Origin of the sequence: Streptomyces sp. M-16 (assembly GCF_052114405.1) — a bacterium.
GTDB lineage: Bacteria > Actinomycetota > Actinomycetes > Streptomycetales > Streptomycetaceae > Streptomyces.
The window spans coordinates 23,185-42,508 of record NZ_JBFRER010000071.1 but is presented as its reverse complement, the minus strand read 5'-3'; the positions used below and the strand labels follow the sequence as shown (position 1 = coordinate 42,508).

At 71.6% G+C, this 19,324-nt stretch carries 20 protein-coding genes and 1 pseudogene; 6 read left to right on the top strand and 15 right to left on the bottom strand.

Features of this window, described 5'->3' with window-relative positions; translation table 11 throughout:
- Positions 1-65 precede the first annotated feature (65 nt).
- Positions 66-2,936, bottom strand: coding sequence for an AAA family ATPase (locus tag AB4039_RS27515; protein ID WP_442272055.1), 2,871 nt, complete (start codon positions 2,934-2,936; stop codon positions 66-68).
- A gap of 329 nt (positions 2,937-3,265) precedes the next feature.
- Between AB4039_RS27515 and AB4039_RS27510 the strand changes: the two genes are divergently transcribed.
- From AB4039_RS27510 to AB4039_RS27490, 5 genes and pseudogenes are all read left to right on the top strand, one after another.
- On the top strand, positions 3,266-4,180 hold the full coding sequence (locus AB4039_RS27510; RefSeq protein WP_442272054.1) for a 4'-phosphopantetheinyl transferase family protein: 915 nt from the start codon (positions 3,266-3,268) through the stop codon (positions 4,178-4,180).
- Positions 4,181-4,698: 518 nt separating this feature from the next.
- A complete protein-coding gene (locus AB4039_RS27505) occupies positions 4,699-5,217 on the top strand; it encodes a toxin-antitoxin system HicB family antitoxin (protein WP_442272053.1) in 519 nt (172 codons plus the stop codon).
- 108 nt (positions 5,218-5,325) lie between these two features.
- Positions 5,326-6,168: a DUF4097 family beta strand repeat-containing protein gene (locus AB4039_RS27500; RefSeq protein WP_266846747.1), complete on the top strand. Its 843-nt coding sequence runs from the start codon at positions 5,326-5,328 to the stop codon at positions 6,166-6,168.
- Positions 6,168-7,043 (top strand): annotated as a pseudogene (locus tag AB4039_RS27495) (ATP-binding cassette domain-containing protein); the annotation flags it as partial. The gene AB4039_RS27500 and the pseudogene AB4039_RS27495, both read left to right, overlap by 1 nt.
- On the top strand, positions 7,040-7,831 hold the full coding sequence (locus tag AB4039_RS27490; protein ID WP_442272052.1) for an ABC transporter permease: 792 nt from the start codon (positions 7,040-7,042) through the stop codon (positions 7,829-7,831). The pseudogene AB4039_RS27495 and the gene AB4039_RS27490, both read left to right, overlap by 4 nt.
- A gap of 96 nt (positions 7,832-7,927) precedes the next feature.
- Here the strand turns inward: AB4039_RS27490 and AB4039_RS27485 are convergent, their stop codons facing one another.
- Together AB4039_RS27485 and AB4039_RS27480 are read right to left on the bottom strand one after the other, a co-directional pair.
- Complete coding sequence (locus tag AB4039_RS27485; RefSeq protein ID WP_442272051.1) at positions 7,928-8,110, bottom strand: DUF397 domain-containing protein; 183 nt, start codon at positions 8,108-8,110, stop codon at positions 7,928-7,930.
- 12 nt (positions 8,111-8,122) lie between these two features.
- A complete protein-coding gene (locus AB4039_RS27480; protein ID WP_442272050.1) occupies positions 8,123-8,968 on the bottom strand; it encodes a helix-turn-helix domain-containing protein in 846 nt (281 codons plus the stop codon).
- A gap of 195 nt (positions 8,969-9,163) precedes the next feature.
- Between AB4039_RS27480 and AB4039_RS27475 the strand changes: the two genes are divergently transcribed.
- Positions 9,164-9,580: an ATP-binding protein gene (locus tag AB4039_RS27475; protein WP_266840847.1), complete on the top strand. Its 417-nt coding sequence runs from the start codon at positions 9,164-9,166 to the stop codon at positions 9,578-9,580.
- Between the two features lie 58 nt (positions 9,581-9,638).
- Here AB4039_RS27475 and AB4039_RS27470 read toward each other — a convergent pair whose 3' ends face one another.
- The 12 genes from AB4039_RS27470 to AB4039_RS27415 all read right to left on the bottom strand — a co-directional run bounded on the left by AB4039_RS27470 (position 9,639) and on the right by AB4039_RS27415 (position 19,211).
- Positions 9,639-10,649, bottom strand: a complete 1,011-nt coding sequence (locus tag AB4039_RS27470) for a CU044_5270 family protein (protein ID WP_266840849.1) — start codon at positions 10,647-10,649, stop codon at positions 9,639-9,641.
- Entirely contained in the window at positions 10,646-11,212 is a 567-nt protein-coding gene (locus AB4039_RS27465) for an RNA polymerase sigma factor (protein ID WP_266840851.1), read from the bottom strand. Before AB4039_RS27465 ends, AB4039_RS27470 begins: the two co-directional genes overlap by 4 nt.
- 68 nt (positions 11,213-11,280) lie before the next feature.
- Complete coding sequence (locus AB4039_RS27460) at positions 11,281-12,339, bottom strand: hypothetical protein (protein WP_442272049.1); 1,059 nt, start codon at positions 12,337-12,339, stop codon at positions 11,281-11,283.
- Between the two features lie 47 nt (positions 12,340-12,386).
- Entirely contained in the window at positions 12,387-13,205 is an 819-nt protein-coding gene (locus AB4039_RS27455; protein ID WP_442272048.1) for a hypothetical protein, read from the bottom strand.
- A gap of 167 nt (positions 13,206-13,372) precedes the next feature.
- Positions 13,373-13,804 carry a hypothetical protein gene (locus AB4039_RS27450; RefSeq protein ID WP_266840855.1) on the bottom strand — a complete coding sequence of 144 codons (432 nt, stop codon included), beginning with the start codon at positions 13,802-13,804 and terminating at the stop codon, positions 13,373-13,375.
- Between the two features lie 2 nt (positions 13,805-13,806).
- Positions 13,807-13,980, bottom strand: a complete 174-nt coding sequence (locus AB4039_RS27445; protein ID WP_442272047.1) for a hypothetical protein — start codon at positions 13,978-13,980, stop codon at positions 13,807-13,809.
- A 242-nt stretch (positions 13,981-14,222) separates the two neighbouring features.
- Positions 14,223-14,750, bottom strand: a complete 528-nt coding sequence (locus AB4039_RS27440) for a hypothetical protein (RefSeq protein WP_442272046.1) — start codon at positions 14,748-14,750, stop codon at positions 14,223-14,225.
- 104 nt (positions 14,751-14,854) lie between these two features.
- On the bottom strand, positions 14,855-15,271 hold the full coding sequence (locus AB4039_RS27435) for a contact-dependent growth inhibition system immunity protein (RefSeq protein WP_266840858.1): 417 nt from the start codon (positions 15,269-15,271) through the stop codon (positions 14,855-14,857).
- A gap of 73 nt (positions 15,272-15,344) precedes the next feature.
- The gene (locus AB4039_RS27430) at positions 15,345-15,761 is read right to left on the bottom strand and encodes an SseB family protein (RefSeq protein ID WP_266840860.1); all 417 of its coding nucleotides are present in this window, start codon (positions 15,759-15,761) and stop codon (positions 15,345-15,347) included.
- 173 nt (positions 15,762-15,934) lie between these two features.
- Positions 15,935-17,578, bottom strand: coding sequence for a transporter (locus tag AB4039_RS27425; RefSeq protein ID WP_266840862.1), 1,644 nt, complete (start codon positions 17,576-17,578; stop codon positions 15,935-15,937).
- Complete coding sequence (locus tag AB4039_RS27420; protein ID WP_266840863.1) at positions 17,575-18,405, bottom strand: ABC transporter ATP-binding protein; 831 nt, start codon at positions 18,403-18,405, stop codon at positions 17,575-17,577. Before AB4039_RS27420 ends, AB4039_RS27425 begins: the two co-directional genes overlap by 4 nt.
- Before the next feature lie 119 nt (positions 18,406-18,524).
- Positions 18,525-19,211: a bifunctional DNA primase/polymerase gene (locus tag AB4039_RS27415; RefSeq protein WP_442272045.1), complete on the bottom strand. Its 687-nt coding sequence runs from the start codon at positions 19,209-19,211 to the stop codon at positions 18,525-18,527.
- Between the last annotated feature and the right edge of the window lie 113 nt (positions 19,212-19,324).

Here is a 19,324-nt window from a genome sequence, read left to right as displayed (position 1 = left end):
TGTCGATCGGGGCTCCCCCGGCTGCCGCCCGGGTGCGCCCGTGGCTGCGTGACGTCCCCCGGGACTCAGGACGTGGCGGAGAGGCCGTCCGCCGGTCTGGGCGCGCCGGGGTGGCGGCCGAGGCCGCGCGGCAGGTCGGCGCGGCCGCGCACGTCGAGCTTGCGGTAGACGTTGGTCAGGTGCATCTCCACCGTGCGAGGGGTGATGAACAGCGCTGCCGCGATCCCCTTGTTGCTGTGGCCGCGCTCGGCGAGCGTCGCGATCCGGCGCTCGCTGTGGGTGAGGGAGTCGAGGGGGACGGTCGCGAGCTGCGGCATCCGGCCTCCCGCGGTCACCAGCGTGTCGCGCGCGGCGGCGGCGAGCACGCGGGAGCCGCAGCGGGTGGCGAGGCCGATGGCCCGGCGCAGATGACCGCGGGCGCCGCGGGAGTCCCCGAGGGCGAGCAGTCCACGGCCGAGCTGGTATTCGGCCTTGGCGAGCTCCAGCCGGGCCGGGGACTCGGACAGCAGGTCGACGGCCCGGCCGAGCAGGCCCGTACGGTCGCGGCCTTCGACGACCGAGGCCTGCGCGATCAGGCCCAGGCCCAGGGCGCGCGGCGTACCCCAGCGGCGGGCGCGTTCCCGGGCGGCCTCGACGATCCCGGCCGCTTCGCCTCCCCGGCCCAGGCCGCCGAGCGTGGTGGCGGTGGGCAGCCACCAAGGGGCCAGCACCGGGTTGGCGATACCGGCCTCCTCCTCGCTGCGGCCGCAGCGGCGCCACAGTTCCAGGGCGCCTTCCAGGTCGCCCAGTTCCCGTAGGATCCGGCCCTTCGTGTACAGGTAGTGCTGCCATTCCCAGACGCTCCGGTCCAGGTCGGGCACGGAACGGGCGAGCGCGTCGAGTACGGCGGCCGCCTGCCGGGGCTCGCCCTGGGAAAGGAGTACGGAGCTCAGCGCGATGCGCGCGAACGGTGGGGCCCCGGCCGGTCCGACGACCTCGACGGCGGCCCAGGCGTCCCGTGCGGCGCCGGGTACGTCGCCGATGCCGTGGAGGATCAGGGACCTGCCCGCCAGCGCGGCGCGGCGCGGCCACAGCGGCGGGTGGGTCTCGGCCGGGGACAGCGCCTGGTCCAGGGCCGTCAGTGCTTCGTCGACGGAGTCGGCGAGCGCGAGGACGGCCGAGCAGCAGAACACCCCCCAGCCCGCGGTGCCCGGCTCGTCGGCGCGCAGGGCCTTCCGGGCGAGCGCGGCCGCCCGGCCCGCGGATCCGCCGTCAAGCGCGGCGAAGGCGCTGAGGGCCGCGAGCAGCCGCCGGTCGGCCGGGCTGTGTCCGCTCGGCACGGGCAGGGCGGCGGCCCGGGCGCGGGCCGCGGGCAGGGCGGTCCGGTCGTTCGCCGCCGTGGCCAGCAGCGCGGATTCGACGGTGACGCGCACTTCGCGGTCGGCGGGCTCCGGGCCGGCACCCGCCCCGGCGTGCAGCTCGCCCAGCACCCGCTCCAGTAATCGCAGTGCCTCGGGGGCCCGGCGGGTGCCGAGCGCCATCATGGCGTACTGCACCGCGACGGGCGCCCGTTCGCGCGGGTGCGGCATGAGGTCGAGGGCCTGGCGCAGGTGCCACAGCGCGTCCGCGGGCGAGACGAGGGTACGGCCGGCCGCGCGGGCCAGTTCGACGTGCAGGTTCCCGCGTTCGACGGCGGTGAGCCGGCGGCCCGCGGAACCGCGCAGCCAGCGGCCGGCGGCGCCGACGGTCGCACGGGTCGGTGCTTCGGCGAGGGCTTCGCGCAGCACGGCGAACATCCACGGTTCGTCGATCCGCTCCAGCAGGGCGAGCTGTTCGGCGACTTCGGCCGCGGGACGCCCGGCGTCGCTGAGGACCCGGGCGGCGCGGACCCGCAGGCCCCGCAACTCCTGGCAGTCCAGGGCCGCGAGGACCGCCGTACGGATTCCCTCGCGCATCCGCGGCGGGGAGTCGGCCGGTACGGATACGGCCTCGATCTGGCGCAGCCGGCCCAGCGCGGACTCCACGTGCCGTCCGCTCAGCCCGCTGAGCGCGGCGAGCGGGTCGACGGCGGCGCTGCCGAGCACGGCGAGGGCCGTGGCCACCTGCCGGACGGGGCGGGGTCCGGCGGCGAGGAACTCGGGGACCAGGGAGGCCAGCACGCTCTGGTGGACGGTGCTCAGCTGGTGCAGGGCGTCGGCGCCCGGCGGGATCCCCACGGTGCGCAGGGTGTGGAGCAGCCGGTCGAGCAGCAGCGGGTTGCCACCGGTGATCTGCGTACAGCGGCGGACGAACGGCTGGTCGGCCGGGGCTCCGAGGACACGCGTGATCATTCGCTGGGTTTCGCGCTCGTCCAGCGGCCCGAGTTCCAGGAGGGCGCAGCGGTCCTGGGCGAGGATCTCGGTGAGCACCCGGGTACCGGGGCCCGGGACGCCGGTGCGCTGGGCCAGGACGATCAGCAGGGGCTGGGCGGCGGACCGGCGCAGGATGAAGTCGGCGCAGCGCAGGGAGGCTTCGTCGCACCACTGGGCGTCGTCGATGACCAGGGCCGTGGGGCCGTCGGCGAGCAGCTCCAGGGCGCGCCGGTGCAGCCGGCGCCAGTCGCGGTGCGTATCGCGCGGACCGGGGGCGTCGCACGGTCCGGGGGCCGCGTCCGCTCGCGCGGGCGGCCTCTCGGGAGCGCTCTCGGGAGGCGGTTCGAGGAGGGCGTCCACCGCGCGGACCCGGCAGGCGTCTCCGGGAAGGCCGGCGACGCGGCGTACGGCCATGCCCTCGGCCGCCAGGCGCTCGCTCGCGACGGCCAGCAGACGGGTCCTGCCGATCCCCGCGGGCCCCCTGACGAGGACGGCGCGCGCGGTGCCCGCCCGGGCGCCCGCGGCGTGGCGCAGCRGGGCGTCGAGTTCGGCGGTGTGGGTGTCCAGGCTCCGCGCCGGGCCGTGGGCCCGGGCGGTGCCGACCATGACCACCACAGTATTTCCCTCTTCCTGAAACCGTTCCTGGCATCCGGTGTCCCAAACGCCATAATCCTCCCCCCGTACAAACAAGATCGTAGGCGACACCAAGGGAGAACTCGGAAGAGATCCGGCAGATTTGAGCCAGAATGCACTGATCCTTGGCCAAGGCGCGCCACGCGCCTCCAGCGGGCTGCGGTAAAGGGGCGCATCATTTCGGCCGTTCCGCTCGGCCGAATTCCCGGACCCCCGAAGAAACGGTGGGATCGGCACGGCCGCGGACGGTGGGGGCGGCACGGTATTCGGCCATCAATTCCTTCTTTATGCCCTGCGCTATCGTGCCCGAACAGCCGTCCGCCGATGCCGAGAGACCGGAGCGCCCCGTGCAGTCCTCCCTGGAGCTCGCCTGCCCGCCGCCGGGCTGGGCCGTCTCGGACTGGCCCGCGGTGCGGCCCGTGCCGGCCGAAGGGGCGCTGGACCTGTGGCTGCTGCAGGTCTCCGACGCGGGGCTGCGCTCCGTCGTCCTGGACCGGTCCCCGCTGGACGAGGAGGAACGCGCCCGGGTCGCGGCCTTCGTCTACTCGGCCGACCGCGACCGCTACGTGGCCGCGCACCTGACCCTGCGCCGGGTGCTCTGCGCCTACCGGGGCGTCACCCCGGCGGAGCTGAGGTTCGCACGCCAGTCCTGCCCGTGCTGCGGCGGACCGCACGGCCGTCCCGTCCTGGAGGGCCCCGGTGGGCCGCACTTCTCGATGTCCCACACCGGCGGCCTGGTGTTGATCGCGGTGGCCGGACGGCCCGTCGGCGTCGACGTCGAGCGGCTTCCGGCACCGCACAAGGCCACCACGGTCGGCGAGGTGCTGCACCCGGCGGAGCAGAGGGAGATCCATGCCGCACCGCCGTCGTTGCGCCCCGCGGTCTTCGCCCGGCTGTGGGCGCGCAAGGAGGCGTACCTGAAGGGACTCGGCACCGGCGTCGGCCGCGGCCCCGACCTGGACTACCTGGGCAACCCGGCACCCGGCGCCCCGGCCCGGCCGCCCGGCTGGACCGTGAAGGACGTACCCGTGGGACCGGAACACGCGGCGGCCCTGGCCCTTTCGCGCCCGCCCGCCGGCGGCCCCGACCTCGCGGTCCACCCCCACTTCCTCGGTTCACTGGACCGGGCCGCACCCCTGACGCCGGCCGGGCCCCGACCGGAGCGGATTTCACACGACCCCTTCCCGGACAAGACGCCCCGACGGAAAGCCGAATGACCGGGAGGTGAACTCGCGGGCTTCCGGATCCGCCCCGGAAGTCCCCGGGGAAGGGACCCGCGCTCCCCCCCCTCCATCCCCAATACGGCCCAATCCGGAGGCCTTTGGCTTCCGAGCCGGCCGGGGGGGGATCGAGCCGGCCGGACAGGCCGAATCGCATACGGTTTTACGCCCCGCGCGACGTCGGTGGCCGAAGGCGGCGAAAGGCGGCCACGCGCCGAGGCAGCCGAGGCAGCCGACCCACCGGGCAGCGCGGGCCCGATACGACCATCCCCGTCGGGCGCCGGGCCGAGACCCCCCAGAGCCCGAGTGGCACCACCTGGCACCACCTGGCGCCACCTGGCGCCACTCGGGGCCATACGGCGCCACCGGCAGCCCATGCGCACAGGTGACACCACGCCCCACACCACGAATGTCATCGCATTTCCCCAGGTCAGGGCCACTGTCATCCACAAGCCGACCCTCGGATGCCCCCGCACCACTTGCGCATGGCACCACTATGGCGCCATCATAGCGCCATGGACCTCACTCCGTATGTCGACACCCTCCGCCGCGAACTGGCGGTGGCCGCCGCAGCCGGCGGCGACGAAGCCCGAGAGCTGGCCGAGAGGCTCACCGCTCCCCTGGAGTCGGCGACCCGGCTGACCATGCTCCACGTGCTCTCCGCCGCGATGGACGAGATCACCCGCGAACTCGCCCCCGGTTCGGTCGACGTACGTCTGCGCGGCCTGGACCCCGACTTCGTGGTGACGCTGCCGCCCGTCGAAGGCGGCACCCCGGAGGTGACCGCCGCACCCGTCGAACCGGTCGGCGCGCAGGCGCTCGCCGAGGGCGACGAGACCGGAACCGCCCGCGTCAACCTGCGTCTGCCCGCCCATCTCAAGGCGCGGGCCGAGGAGGCCGCGAGCCGTGAGGGCCTGTCGGTCAACGCCTGGCTGGTGCGGGCCGTATCGGCCGCGGTCGACGGCGGCACCCGGCCGCGTACGACGCAGAAGTCCCAGACCGTCGGACAGAGCTTCACGGGGTGGGTCCGCTAGCCGCACCCGCCCTCTCCATTCCACCCTCCCCACTTCACCCGCACTACTTCACCCACACCACGTCCCACCAGCGGGGACGTCCAGAAAAGCCAAGAGGACGGGACAGCCATGCCTTCTTTCGACACTCCCGAACCGGTCTCGGTCACCGCACGCGTGGAGGCCGGTTCCATCCAGTTCACCGCGGGCGACCGCCTCGACACGGTGGTCGAGGTGCGGCCCCGCGACCCGAAGCGGGACCTCGACGTACGGACGGCCGACCAGACCGAAGTCACGTACACGGGCGGCGTGCTGACCGTCCGGACGCCCAAGTCCCATCTGCTCGGCCGTACCGGAACCGTCGATCTGACGGTCGAACTCCCCACGGGCTCACGCATCGACACGACCGGCGCCTGGACCCAGGTGGTCGGCGAGGGCCGGCTCGGCGAGGTCCGCGTGAAGACCTCGTCGGGCGACGTCCGCCTCGACACGACCGGCCCGCTGAAGCTGACCGCCTCACACGGCTCGATCACCGTGGACCGGATCGAGGGCACGGCCGAGATCACCACCAGCTCCGGCAGCCTGCGCATCGGCGTCGTCGACGGCCCCGCCGTCCTGAAGAACTCGCACGGCACCACGACCGTCGGCGCCGCCAACGGCGAGCTGCGGGTGAGCGGCGCCAACGGCGACATCGAGATCCGCCGGGCCGAGGGCTCGGTCACCGCCACCACCGCCCACGGCACCCTGCGCGTGGGTGAGGTGGCCCGCGGCACCGTCCAACTGGAGACCTCCTACGGCGCCATCGAGGTCGGCGTCCGCGAGGGCACGGCCGCCTGGCTCGACGTCAACTCGGGCTCCGGCCAGGTGCGCAACTCGCTCACCTCGTCCGAGACCCCGGGGGAGGCCGAGGACACCGTGAAGATCCGCGCCCGCACCCGGTACGGCAACATCGACGTCCGCCGCGCCAAGGGCTGATCCCGGCCGGCACCGTCTTCGCCCTGCTCGGACCGAACGGCGCCGGCAAGACCACCGCCGTGAAGATCCTCTCCACCCTCATCGGCGCGGACGCCGGCGAGATCCGCATCGACGGCCACGACCTCGCCACCCACTCCCGGGCGGTCCGCGCCGCGATCGGCGTCACCGGCCAGTTCTCCGCCGTCGACGGCCTGATCACCGGCGAGGAGAACATGCTCCTCATGGCGGACCTGCACCACCTGCCCAAACACGAGGGCCGACGGGTCGCCGCCGAGCTCCTGGAACGCTTCGACCTCACCGCCGCGGCGCAGAAGCCCGCCTCCACCTACTCCGGGGGCATGAAACGCCGCCTGGACATCGCCATGACCCTSGTCGGCRGCCCCCGSATCATCTTCCTCGACGAACCSACCACCGGCCTSGACCCSCGMTCCCGCCACACCATGTGGCAGATCATCCGCGAACTGGTCACCGGCGGCGTCACCGTCTTCCTCACCACCCAGTACCTGGAGGAGGCAGACCAGCTCGCCGACCGCATCGCGGTCCTCAACGGYGGCCGGATCGCCGCCGAAGGCACCGCCGAACAGCTCAAGCGCCTCGTCCCCGGCGGACACGTACGCCTGCGCTTCACCGACCCCACCGCCTACCGCACCGCCACCCACACCCTCCCCACCGCCACCCCCGACGAGGAGTCCYTCACCCTCCAGATCCCCAGCGGCGGCAGCCAGCACGAACTGCGCACCCTCCTCGACCACCTGCACACCGCCGGCATCGAAGCCGACGAACTCACCGTCCACACCCCCGACCTCGACGACGTCTTCTTCGCCCTCACCGACRSCRCSACCGTCCCCCACCAGCCGACGGAGGCCACCCGATGAGCTCCCTCRCCCTCGCCCTGCGCGACTCCTCCACCATGCTGCGCCGCAACCTCCTGCACGCCCGCCGCTACCCCTCCCTCACCCTCAACCTCCTCCTCACCCCCGTCATGCTGCTCCTGCTCTTCGTCTACATCCTGGGCGACACCATGAGCGCGGGCATCGGCGGCGGCACCCCCGACCGCTCCGCCTACCTCGCCTACGTCGTCCCCGGCCTGCTCCTGATGACCATCGGCAGCACCACCATCGGCACCGCCGTGTCCGTCTCCAACGACATGACCGAAGGGATCATCGCCCGCTTCCGCACCATGGCCATCCACCGCCCCTCGGTCCTCGTCGGACACGTCACCGGCAGCGTCCTGCAGTGCGTGGCCAGCGTGGCCCTCATCACAGCCGTCGCCGTGGCCATCGGCTTCCGCTCCACCGACGCCACCGTCCTGGAATGGCTCGCCGCCCTCGGACTCCTGACCCTCTTCGCCCTGGCACTCACCTGGATCGCCGTCGGCATGGGCCTGGTCAGCCCCAACGCCGARGCCGCCAGCAACTCCGCGCTGCCACTGATCCTGCTGCCCCTGCTCTCCAGCGCCTTCACCCCCGTCACCTCCATGCCCGGCTGGTTCCAGCCCATCGCCCAGTACCAGCCCTTCACCCCCGCCATCGAAACCCTCCGCGGCCTGCTCCTCGGCACCGAGATCGGCAACAACGGCTGGCTCGCCGTCGCCTGGTGCGTCGGCCTCACGGTCCTCGGCTACCTCTGGTCGACCGCCAGGTTCAACACCGACCCGAAGTAACCGCCGTGACAGCGCGGGCCACGCCCCGCACCCCGTCCCGCCCCAGGGGCGGCGTACCCCGACACCGACTCGGGATACGCCGCCCCGTCGGCGTTTTCAGGCCCCGTTGCCGCGGACGGCTCCGAGGAAGGTGGTCCAGGCGGCGGGGGAGAGGGCGAGGGTGGTGCGGGGGGCGGGGCTGTCGGCTATCAGCACCCGGTCTTCGTGAGCCCTGGCCACGTATACGCAGGAGTCGCCCTCGGCGCAGAAGGACGAACGCTGCCAGTCTTCCGGTGACATGGATGACGCCTTTCAGAGGTTCCGGGCGATGGCGTGGATCATCTGACGTGTCCGCGCAGGGCTGAGGGCGATCGTCTCCAGACGCTCGAAGAGGGTCCGGTACTTGGCGAGTTGGGACTCGGCGTCCAAGAAACTCAACCCGTGTGACTGATCCAGGTGGACGGTGTCGAGCTGGGGGACCGGTCCGTGGGCGTAGTAGATGGACTGCCCCGACCCCGGGACGGCGCCCGCCGAGAACGGGATGCTCCGGACGCTGATGTGTTCGTGCTCACTCATGTCCAGCAGGTGCTTCAGCTGGGCACCGGCAACCGCCGCTCCGCCGACGGCGATGTGCAGCGCCGCCTCGTGGACGATGGCCTGGTACGGGGTCGCGGTGTCCGAGTAGAGGATGTGCTGGCGTTTCACCCGGAACGAGACGCGGTGTTCGATCTCCGGGGGTGGTAGCGCCGGAACGGCTTGACGGAAGACCTCGCGCGCGTGCTCGGGCGTTTGGAGGAGCCCGGGGATGTGCACCGTGATCGCTCCCCGCAACATGTGTGCGTGATGCTCCAGCTCCGCGAGGTCCAGCCATGCCGCTGGTAGCAGTTCGCGGTAGCCCTCCCACCAGCCGGCGCCCCTGCGCTCGCCGGTCATGGCCGCCAGGGCGTCGACGTAGGGCAGGTCGTCGCACGCGTAGAGCGCGGCCAGGGCCCGTACGCGCTCGGGGCTGGCGCCGATCCGCCCGGCCTCCAGGTTGCTGATCTGGCTCTGGCGCATGCCCAGATGCCCTGCGGCCTCGGTCGCGTTGAGCCCGGCGTGCTCGCGCAGTTTGCGCAGCTCTGCGCCGAAGCGGAGCTGGCGCGCCGTGACGGCGCTCAAAGGCTGTTTCCCGGGCTGCGGTCACTCACACGAGTGGTCATGTAATGAATAACGCGGAGACCATGAAATGCATTACATCTGCCCGCTACTTTGGGTCTCAGGCCACCGCCTGGAAGAACCCCGCTCGACGGAGCGACCTGGTCACCGGGCACCGCATGCACAGGGTCCAACTCTCCTCCTCGATCGGAGACTTCCATGGGCGCTACCGTAACTCCGTCCTGGGCCTACACCCTCCACCTCCCGCACGATCCCCGCGCCGCGGGCATCGCCCGGACCACCCTGCGGGCCGTTCTCCACCGCCACGGCATGACCGGTCTCGCGGACACCGCCGAACTTCTGACGAGCGAGCTGGTGTCGAACTCCTACCGCCACACCCGGGGTCCCTGCGCGCTCCGGCTGCGGGCGATGGCGGCGGGCCGCCTCCGGGTCGGGGTCTGGGACACCGGTCCGGACATCCCGTCCCCCTTCGGCCCGGAGCCGGACCGGGACGCGGAGGGCGGACGCGGGCTGGTCCTCGTACGGCTCTGCGCGGACCGCTACGGCTCGTACCGCCTGAGCGGGGCGCACGCGGGGAAGCTGCTCTGGGTGGAGTGCGCTCCGCCGGCCCTCTGATCCCGGGTGTGGACCGCACGCGGCGAGCGCCTCAGCCCATCGAGCCGGTGCCGACCGGTCATCCGCTGGGCGTCGGTGCCTGCCCAGCCGCGTCCGTGACGCCCCGCCCGATGATGGCTACGGACGTCACCGGTGTGCCGGCCTTCCCCCAGGCGCTGTCCTTGAGCGTCACGGTGCGTTCGCCGAGCAGGCGCAGGCTCTGCCTGTCGAAGATCCACTCGGTGCGCTCACCGTTGTGAACGCGGGCGATGGCGACACCGGGGCGCCCCGCGGCGTCCGTCGCCTCGGGCACCAGCACGACGTCGGGGATGCGGGCTGCCGCTCGGTAGAGCGCGGCACTCACGCCGGGCGGTGCTTCGACCGTCCGCAGGAGGTCACCGATGGCGACGAACGCTTCCTGATCGGGGCCGGTGGTCGATCCCGAGTCGGAGCCGTGGCCGAGGCGGGCGTCGGCGTAGATCCTCTCCAGCAGCCGGTCGGGATCGGTCGGAAGGGACTCCAGGAAGCGGTAGGTGGGGCCGTTGATGGTGGCCGCGTCCCTTCCTGGCGCGGGGTCGCTCTTCTCGCCCTGTGCGGTGCGCGTGAGCGTGCCGGCCGATCCGTCGACGGAGACCCAGCGTTCGGCCGATTCATCTGTTCGGGATGCTTTCATTCCGCCCCCCTCGCTCTCGGAGAGGGCTGTGGAGTGTCCCTTCGTCCTGGTGTACAGGAACTGACTGTCCCGGATCGTCGGCGCGGGCACCGCCTGGGCTGCCACAGCCACGCGGTCCAAGAGCCGGACGGCTGCCGGCTCCGGCTGGGCGCTGGTGTGGTGCTCGTCGGAGCCGCTCACGCTGAGGGTGATGGCCAGGGCCACCGCACATGTGGCGGCCCCGACCGCGAGGAACAGCGGTAGTCGGCGACGTGAGCGGGCCCGTGCGGGCAGCGTGCCGCTCGTCGTTTCGCGCATCAGATGCTCCTTGATCCGGTGAAGTCCGTGGAACGGCAGGTCCTCATCGGAAAGCCCGGTCAGACGCCCGAGAGTCTCCGTACGGTCAGTTGGGACGGGGCGTGCGTCGTCGACGGTCACAGGTTTCCTTCCCGTGCGGTTCGAGACGCGGGGGCGCGTCGGGAGGCCGGCGGCTCCGCGAGGTAGGCGGCTGCGAGTTTGCGCAGGCGGGCGCGGGCACGGGAGAGGCGGGAGCGCACGGTGCCCACCGATACCCCGCAGGCCTGCGCCACCTCGTCATGGCTGAGACCGGACCACACGTGGAGAACGAGGATTTCGCGGTCCGTGCGCCGCAGCCGGTTCAGGACCGCCAGGGCAGCCGAAGCCCGGTCGGCATCGGTGATGCGGGATACGACCGTGTCCGCCGGATCGGGAACGGTGCCGGGTGGAGGTAAGCGGGCCATGGCATCGCTGTGGCGACGTGCCGTCCGGCGGGTGTTCCGTATGACGTTCGTGGCGATCCCGAAGAGCCATGCCCGATGGCTGGTCACACGGTCGAACGAATCGCGGAGCCGCCACGCCTCGAGGAAGGTGAGGGAGACGATGTCCTCGGCCCCGGCACGGTCCGCGGTCATGCGGATGGCATGCGCGTACACGGCCCCGGCGTGGGCATCGTAGATTTCCGCGAACAGTTGGTGGTCCACACTGGGTAGTGTCCGCAGACGTCCACCCGTTGCATGTGACGTCCGTCATGCCGTCGGGGTCCGGGTGCTCAAGGCGTCGCTTCGGTCCAGCGGTTGAGGGTCTGGGCCCTGCCGTCGTAGGTGAGCCAGGTGCCGTCGCCGAGTGGGAGCAGGTAGCCGGTGGCGGGGGTGCCGGGATAGGTGACGCGGCCGCGGACCTCCAGGGTGCGGGCGTCGAGCAGCCAGTGGCGGGCCAGGTCCGGGTCCTCGTCGTGGTCGCAGTCGACGGTGGAGGCGATGACCGTGTCGGCGTCGACGAAGCCGCAGCCGTAGTCCCAGCAGGGCCGGTCCTCGTCCGCGTCGGCCGGATCCGGCGTTCCCGTGGCGAGGACGTCACCGTCCAGCGCGTGCAGGCGCAGGTCGGTCCCGTAGTGCTCGACCGTGAGGAAGCCCCGGTGGCCCGGGTGGACGTCCATCAGGATGCGGTCCATCGTCTCGTTGAGGTCCCAGTCGACCAGTTGCTCGCCGTCCCACCGGGCCCAGTGGAGCAGGATGCCGTCCTGGCCCATGCCGATGGAGAGGCCCATGTGCACGCCGTCCGGGTGGGAGAGGTGGTGCGAGCCGGCGGCGGCGCTGTCCAGGGGCAGGCGGGCCAGCTCCCGCCCGTCCCCGGCGTCGAGGACGACCCAGTGCTCCTGCTCGCCGATCACGACGTGGGCCCAGACGGTCCGGCCGTCGTCCGAGACCCGGCAGGACCCGTGTTCGAGGCCCCGGCACACCTCCTGTTCGTCGCCGGTGTGCGGGTGACCGATCTCGGGCCCCCAGCAGTCGTGCCGGTACTCCCAGAGGGTCTCCCCTCCCGCGCCGACGGCCCGGACGGCGCGCTGGCCCGAGAACACGGCGTACGAGGCGTCCGGACTCACGGAGTGGACCCCGCGGTCCCAGCCGGGCCAGGGCAGCGGGAACACGGCGACCGGGGCGCGCTCGCCCGCGAAGAGCCCGTCCAGGTCGTGGACCTCCAGCTCGTGCCCGTGCGGCAGCAGGGCCCGACGCGGGCCGCCCGCCCGGCTCTCGAAGCCGTAGCCATTGACGAGGGCGCCCCCACCCGGCAGCACCACGGAGTCGCGCAGTTGTACGGAGATCGACATGCCCCGAACGTAGCGACCCCCACTGACACCGGCCGGGCGCGCCCGTCTCAGGCCTCGACGCGCACCCAGGAGTCCCCGGCCCGCAGCCACAGCACCCCGTCCCGGCCCTGGCCGCAGCGCAGCACGACGGGCCCGGGGACGGTGACCCGCTCCTCGGCGGTGGCCTCCCACGCGCCGCCGACGAGCCGGGCGCGGGTCAGGGTGACGGCGGGCCGGCCGTGATCGCGGCGACTGAACACGGCCCGGTCGCCGCGCACGGCGAAGCCGTCGATCCGGGTCACCGGGCTCCGGAAGGTGGCGGCCTCGCCGGTCGACGGCGTGATCCGGCTCAGGAAGGTCCCCTCACGGCAGTACCAGGCCAGCCACACCCGGTCGCCCTCGGTGCAGCCGGTGAGACCCTCCACGGGGCCGGCGGGGAAGGGCGTACGGGGCGTCCAGACGGAGTCGCCCCGACCGTTCCAGCCGGCCAGCGCGCCGCGGGACTCGGGGTGGTGGCCGAAGATGCCCTCGTCGCCGTAGGCGGTCCAGATCCCGCCGCGGCGACCGCCGACGACGACCTGGACGTCGTCACCGATGCAGAACGCGCCTTCGCGGCGCCCCTCGGGGTCGTACACGTACGCGTTGTCGGCCCAACGGCCCTTCCGGTCCTGGCCGGAACGGCCCGACACGAGGAGGAACCGGTCGCCGGGCAGCAGGGCGAGATGGCTGATGTGCGGCGGCACGTCCCGCACGGTCACGCGCCGCTGGAGCCGCCCGTCGGCGCCGAACACCTCCAACTCGGCGTCGAACGGCTCCGGCGCACCCCACCCGACCCACCCGGCGACGTAGTCCGACCGCCTCAACACCCGCTCGTCCACCCGCACCACGCCGAGCTCCCCCCGGGCCCCGACGCTCCACCACAGGGCCCGAGCATCCCCGGCAGGCAGACTCCACACGGCAGCCAACTCACTCACACCCACAGCCGCACACCCCAAGTACTCCGGGCCCCGACGAACCCGAAGATCCTTACGCTACCGACCGAACCGGCCCCGGCCTAAGGCGTTTCCGGGGCCACCGGAGCGGGAGGCGCGGCGGCGTCCAGCGCCTGCAGGATCAGCTTCATATCCGCAGAGGTGGCGAGGCAGAAATCTTGATCCGCCAAGAGCCTGGACTTTGCCTCGCTGAAGTTGTCTCCGCACTGCGCCGTCTCCTCAATGAGACGTACGGGAAGGATCAGCCAGTTCCGCTTGACCTTGAACCGCCAGTCGAGGTGGCGGGGCGCGTCGCGCACCGCTTCCTCGAAGACGGGCCTGAACTCGTCATGAGGTTCGATGAAACGCCAGCCCAGGTGTGCCACCTGCAGGTACCCGAATTCATGGCGCTCGACGGGCGACCGGTACCAGGCGAGCGGGGCGAAACGCCTGAGGATTGTCAGTGCGTACCGGGTCCGATCTCTCGGGGCGTCGTTTTCGTCTCGTATGAGCATGCTCAGGTACCGTCCGTCCGGGGCTCTTCGTCCTGCCGGATCTGATCGAGCGCGTTGACCACTACCGAGAGCAGCTCGGCGTCCGTCACATCACCGGCTTCCCGGAACGCCGGGTCGATCGGGTAGTCGTCCAAGGCGTAGAAGACCTGATCCAGTCGGCGCGACAGGGCCTCCACGACCCGATCTCCTTCGTTCAGCGCCCTTCTGCGGCATACCAGCCACACCTTGGCAAATTCCGGCGGGGATATGGATCCCCGGGACAGATCTCCCATCAGGCTCAGCTGCCGTCCGGTTGCCGAATCGGGTGGAACTTCTCCGGCCGTTTTCCAAGTTCTCGTACCGTTTGCCATTGCTTCCAGGGTGCGACTGTACTCTCTGAGTTTCGCCTTTTCGTCAGGCGGAGTTGCCGAGGAGGGCATCAGGAGATCGGGAAGGAACTTGACTCTCCACATGCGGACGACTGTCTTGGCGGTATCAGTGTCGTGGTTTCCCCCCCAGGTTGGCCGCCAGTGTGACCGCGGCGCAATTCTCCGGGAGGTCGCTTCGATTGAGGCGCCATTCCTCGTGCCAATGCGCACCAGGGTGTGCAGCAGTTGTACGAGTTGCAGGTCGAGCCCCATGCGGAGCACGTGGCGCGGGATGGCGGGATGGCGGGGTGGTCGAGGCCGGTGGAATAATCTTCAATGCCGCCGGACCACATCAGCAGTGAGGCTGAGGTGATCTCGTGCACGTTGAACCACCCCAGCGCTTCTGTGATTTCCATCGCCGTCGTGGTGGAATTGCCGATCTCCTTGACCGCGTCGAGGATCTGGTCCAGCTCACGGCGGTGCCGGGGCATGAAATCAGCAATAGAAACTTCGCTCAGAGCCTGAGATCCAGCTTCTGAAGCGGCGTCAATTTCCACCAGTCCGCCCAGTGAGCCTTCACGGGCGAATGTGGGATCCATCTCTACTCCTTCGCTGGAGCTCAAGTTGCTATGGCGAGTCGGAACGTTCTCTTTTCTGGCTGAGGTCGCATATATTTTGCTGGCGGCAGGGGGTCGGCGCGCGTTCAGGCGGATCCTTCGGAGGCTTTATGAAAGCGCTTTACTTGACGTTCCATGTCTGGAGTTAGGTTGATTAGTAGGCTGACAATTTCCTTTGTTTCTTTCGCTAGTTCGGGGAAGTTGTTCCAAGTGTCAGGCTTCCGACTGAGGACGGCTGACAGCAGGTCATCGTCGTAGAATCCACCCCGATTATTGTCGTCTACCGTATCGCGCAGTACCTTCAGCGCGAGTGGAAGTGTCCAGCGGAGTCCGACGCTTTGCCCGATCAGTCTCCCCAATTCGTAGGCTGACAGGCTGCCGAGAGGGCGCTGTCGAAGTGTGTATACAGCCTGGACCAGCCCCGTTGCATCCTGCGGAGGGTTCCCCCAGTTGTCCCTCTCCAGTTCCTGGATTGAGCGGTCAGGGTTGAAGTCGATGATCATAGTTGATGCCCTTCGGTGGTGGTTTTTTCATCGATGTCGGCTTTGGACACGTCGAGGTCGGGCTGTTCCCCGCTCATGCCGCCACCTCGCCGTCGACCGCCACCGCGTCCGGCACGATGCCCCGCACCGGCGGGAACACCGTTCCGTCGGGGCCCGCGGGATCCAGCGCCACTCCGCAGGGGAAGTCCAGCGCCGGGACCACCTCGTCGAGCAGCCGCGCTCCGCGCACCCGCCGGAAGGTCCACTCGCGGTCCGTCTCGCCGCGGGCCTGCGCGAACCGGGACAGCGCGTCCTCGTCCGAGAACGCGCAGATCCAGTCCAGGCCCCCCATCCCGGCCGTCCACAGACCGCCCCGCTCGTCGAGCGGTACGAGCACCACCCGGTCGCGGAAGTCCGCCAGATGCTGCCAGGCGGCCTGCCGCGCTACGGCCGCAGGACGCGGGGCCGCCGCCTCGGTGCGCAGCGAGCCCCACTCTTCTTCGAATCCCACCCGAACTCCCCCCGAACCCATGCGAATCGAACGCACTTTTGCACGGCGGGGTGGGAGGGGCAAATGTCGTGGATCGGCGATGAGTGCATCCGGCCAGGTCGGGCGGCCCGTGAAACGCCGCGGGGGGTGGCCGGCCGTTGGGCCTGCCACCCCCCGGGGGGAAGGACGGGGCGTCAGCCCTTGCTGACCGCCGTGAGGATCTCCGGGAGGGTGCGGGCCACCCTCGGGGCCGCCAGGCGCAGGCCCGCCCAGGTGGACAGGGTGCCCCAGACGATGCCGGCCGGGAGGAGGATCCACCGCAGGCCGTGCATGCCGTCGGCGACGTTGAGCCAGACCGCCAGGACGATCACCGGGGAGCAGATCACCGCCGAGGCGAACATGCCGCCGAAGATGCCCATCCAGGCCAGGCCGGCCTGCCCCGGGGCGACGTTCTTGAAGGCGCCCTCCGTCGGGATGGAGTACGGGTAGTGCGCGGAGGCCAGCGCGCCCGTGCACAGCATCGCGCCCACCACGGCCAGGGCGAGGCCCAGGGCCCCCGGGAAGCCGGCCCAGTCGCCGACCAGGCCGGCGGTGGCGGCCGTGACCAGGGCCGTGTACGGGAGGGTGATCAGGGCCAGGGCGGCGGCGCGGGCGCGCAGTTCCTCGTACGCGTCACGCGGGCCGGAGATGGTCTGGGCGACCATCCAGAAGGCGGAGGTGTCCTGCCCGAACTGGTTGTACATCTGGACGCCGAGCATCCCCGCGCCGAAGCAGGACAGGTACACGGACCCGGTGCCCTGAAGGGCGTTGAAGACCGGGATGATCAGGCCGACCGCCAGCGCGGTCACCCAGGCGGACTTCGTCTTCGGGTCGCGCACCACGTAGCGCAGGGTGCGCTGCATGACCGCGCCCGTGCGCCCGGCCGGGAGGAAGGACCAGACGCCGCCCGCGCCGTCCCGCTCCTTGCGCGGCGTCGCGGCCGCGAGGGTCGAGCCGTCGGGGGTGACCATCAGCTTGGTCAGGCTGCGCTCCCAGAACCACAGCAGCCCCGCCAGCGCGGCCAGGGTCAGCAGCAGCTGGCCGGCCGCCGCCGCGTACGCGCCCCGGCCGGCGGAGTCGACCATGCCGACGGCCGTCGCGGGCGGCAGCCACCGCACCACGGCCGCGACCGGCTCCAGCTGGCCCAGGCCGCCTTGCTGGAAGAGCCGCTGGCTGCCGAAGTTGACCGCCTGCCCGCCGACCGCGATCAGCAGCCCGCTCAGCAGCGCGAGGTCGCGCCCCTTGCGGCTGGACAGCAGCCGTACGTTCGCGGTGGCCACGGCGCGGGCGAGCGCCACGCAGCCGAGGAGCAGCAGCGGTACGGCGACCAACGCCGCCACCGCGCCGGCCGCGCCGCGGGCCACCGCCACCACCGAGCCGACGGCCAGGCAGAGCGTGAACAGCGGGCCGATGCCGACGAGCGAGGAGGCCAGCAGGGCCCGTACCAGCGGACGCGGGCGCAGCGGCAGCATCACGAGCCGGCTCGGGTCGAGCGTCTCGTCCCCGGTGGGGAAGAACAGGGGCATGAAGGTCCAGCCGAGGGCCAAGAGCGCGCTCAGCAGCACGACGGCGGTGCCGGCGTGGGTGTGGCCGTGCAGCATGGACAGGCCCAGGGCGGCGAAGAGGCCGACGAGGAGGCAGAAGGCCAGGTTGCCGATCCAGACGGCCTTGCGCTTCGAGGAGCCCTTGAGGCCGTTGCGCAGCAGGGACAGCTTCAGCCGGACGAACAGCGGGGTGAGGGAGACCTCGGCGGCTCCGCTCACGGGGGCCGTCGTGGTCAGGGTGCCGGTGGCGCTCATCGTGCGCCGCCGAGCCAGTCGAGGGATTCCCCGGAGCCGCGGTTCTGCGCGCCGACGAGTTCGAGGAAGGCGCTCTGCAGGGAGGGCGCGGAGCCCCGTACGTCGGCCAGCGGGCCGGCGGCGCGGATCTGCCCGGCGGCCATCACGGCCACCCAGTCGCAGAGCGATTCGACGAGCTCCATCACGTGGGAGGAGAACACGACGGTGGCACCGGAGGCGGTGTACCGTTCCAGCACCCCGCGGATGGTCTGCGCCGACACCGGGTCGACGCCCTCGAACGGCTCGTCCAGGAAGAGGACTTCGGGGTTGTGCAGGAGCGCGGCCGCCAGGCCGATCTTCTTGCGCATGCCCGTGGAGTAGTCGACGACCAGCTTGTGCTGTGAGCCCGCGAGGTCCAGGACGTCGAGGAGCTGCGTGGCCCGCTTGTCGGTCTCCTCGCCGGGGAGCCCGCGCATCCGGCCCATGTAGCCCAGCAGTTCGCGGCCGGAGAGGCGCTCGAACATCCGCAGGCCCTCGGGCAGCACGCCGATGCGCTTCTTCACCTCGACCGTGTCGGCCCACACGTCGTGCCCAGCGACGATCACCCGGCCCATGTCCGGGCGCAGCAGCCCGGTGATCATCGACAGCGTGGTGGTCTTGCCGGCGCCGTTGGGGCCGACGAGGCCGATGAAGCGGCCCGCGGGCAGCTCCAGATCGATCCCCCCGACCGCCACCTGCTCGCCGAAGCGCTTCCACAGTCCCTCTACGCGTACCGCCGCGGTGGACGGCGCGGGTCGCGCGCCGTCCGTCCCGTTCGTGCCGCCTGCCGCATAACCCTGGTCCGGCATGCGCCTGCCTCTCGTTCTCATCCCCGTTGGTCCTACTTTCCTCACCATAGGAGGAAGGGGGAGAGGGCGGCAGTTACGTATGTCATGAACCGACGGACACGAATGTCAGGTGTCAGGTGTCAGGCCTGGCGGCGCCCCCGGGCGGCCGCGGCCTCGCTGCCGCACGCGTACGCGAGGGCGTCGATCAGCTCCTCGGTGTCCGGCAGCCACCGGTTCGCCGGAGTGGGCTTACGGGCCCACTGCACCGGCCCCTTCCCGCCGAAGCGGGTGGGCGGCGCGGCCACGTACTCGCCCTCGCCCCGCGCGACGAGGTCGAGGGCGTGCGGGAGCCAGCCCAGCTTGCGCACCAGGTCCGCCACCTTCGCCCCGGCTCCGGGCAGGACGAAGAACAGCATCCGGTGACCGGGGGTGAGGGTGACCGGCCCGAGGGTGCGCTGCATCCGCTCCAGCCGCGCCAGCGCCAGGAAACCCGCGGAGTCGGGGACGTCCAGCGCGTCGAAGGTGCGGCCCGTCGGCAGCAGGATCGAGGCGCTCGGGTGCTTCGCCCAGATCCGGCGCACGCCGACCGCGCTGCCCGAGGCCAGCCCCGCCCAGTCCTTCACCGCCGGGTGCGCGCCGGGTGCCGGGCAGTCCGCCGCTCCGCAGGAGCACAGTTCGCGGCCGTCGCCGGGCTCCAGCCACGTACCCGCGAAGACGTCCCAGTGCCGCTCTTCCGCGTACCGCACGGCATGGTCCACCAGCTGCTCCCCCCGCTGCTTGGGGATGGGCGCGGTCTCCGTGACTCCGATGGTCTCTTCCACGCCCATCACAACTCCCGCCGTCACCGGGGGTTACGGGCGTAAACCAGCCGGTGGGCGGTGCATCGATCCTGCACGTGGGGCGCACCGGTGCATGTACGGGGGCGCGTAGGAGGCCGGGG